Below are 1185 nucleotides of genomic sequence, written 5' to 3'. Positions count from 1 at the left end.
GCCGGCGCAGCCGCAGAACTTCGCCGAGGTGGTCAAGCTCGCCAGCGACAAGCGCGAGCTCAAGCTCGCCGCCGATCTGCGCAACACGGCCCATCTGGTGCGCTTCGAGCCGGGGCATATCGAACTCCGTCCGAACGCCAACGCGCCCAAGGACCTGGCCGGCAACCTGGGCCGTCTGCTGTCGGACTGGACCGGCCGGCGCTGGGTGGTCTCGCTGTCGCAGGACGAAGGCGATCCGACGCTGTTCGAGCAGGAGCAGCAGCGCAAGGCGGCGGAGCGCGACCGGCTGCTGCAGCATCCCAAGGTGCAGGCCGTGCTGGAGACCTTTCCCGGGGCCAAGCTGATCAACTATACAGGCGCCAGCGGTCCCGGGGTCGAGACCGCGGCCGCCGGCGCGCGCGCGGGCGACGACGGCGAGACGCCGCCGGATGCCGCGGGCCTCGATGCCGCCGGTGACGACGCGGCCGGTGACGGCGCGGCCGACGACCGGCTGGAGCAGGTCGACGATCCGGGCCAGGCCGGTTACGGCGACGACATCGACCCCAATGACCCGCGCTTTCAGTGACCCCACATAGGCGTTAGACGCTACATAGATGTTAGACGCCAGGCCATTGCGCTTACAGGTGCCGGAACCGGCCGGCGCCCGAACCCGATCCCCCGGCAAGGAGGCGACGCCGCCATGAAGAACCTGAGCAACATGATGAAGCAGGCGCAGCAGATGCAGGAGAAGATGCAGGAGATGCAGGAGCGCCTGGCCCAGGAGGAGATCACCGGCTCGTCGGGCGGCGGCATGGTGCAGGTCACGATCACCGGCAAGGGGCAGACCAGCAAGGTCTCGATCGATCCCTCGCTGATCGATCCGAACGAGCCCGGCGTGCTGGAAGATCTGATCGCGGCTGCGAACAACGATGCGCGCCAGAAGCTGGACGAGTATACCCAGCAGCAGATGTCCGAACTGACCGGCGGTATGGACCTGCCGGCGGGCTTCAAGCTGCCGGGCATGTAACCTGGGCGCGATATCCAACGCGCGCCCGGGATCCTTAGCAAACGGGAGAGAACAGGATGGCGAACAGCCACACCAAGAGCGTGACCGAGATGGAGGTCGAGGAGTACCGCGCCTACAAGGCCTGGAAGCGCGAGGAGTTCCTGAAGCAGTTCCCGCCGAAGGAGCGCCCGAAGCACCGG

General features: G+C 67.4%; 1 protein-coding gene and 1 pseudogene. Both read left to right on the top strand.

From position 1 onward, the window contains the following. Positions 1-565 (top strand): annotated as a pseudogene (locus CKO28_RS27695) (hypothetical protein); the annotation flags it as partial. A 114-nt stretch (positions 566-679) separates the two neighbouring features. Then, complete coding sequence (locus tag CKO28_RS27690) at positions 680-1006, top strand: YbaB/EbfC family nucleoid-associated protein (RefSeq protein WP_200344759.1); 327 nt, start codon at positions 680-682, stop codon at positions 1004-1006. Positions 1007-1185: the final 179 nt, after the last annotated feature.

The organism is Rhodovibrio sodomensis (assembly GCF_016583645.1).
Taxonomy (GTDB): domain Bacteria; phylum Pseudomonadota; class Alphaproteobacteria; order Kiloniellales; family Rhodovibrionaceae; genus Rhodovibrio; species Rhodovibrio sodomensis.
This window is presented reverse-complemented; position numbering and strand designations above follow the sequence as displayed.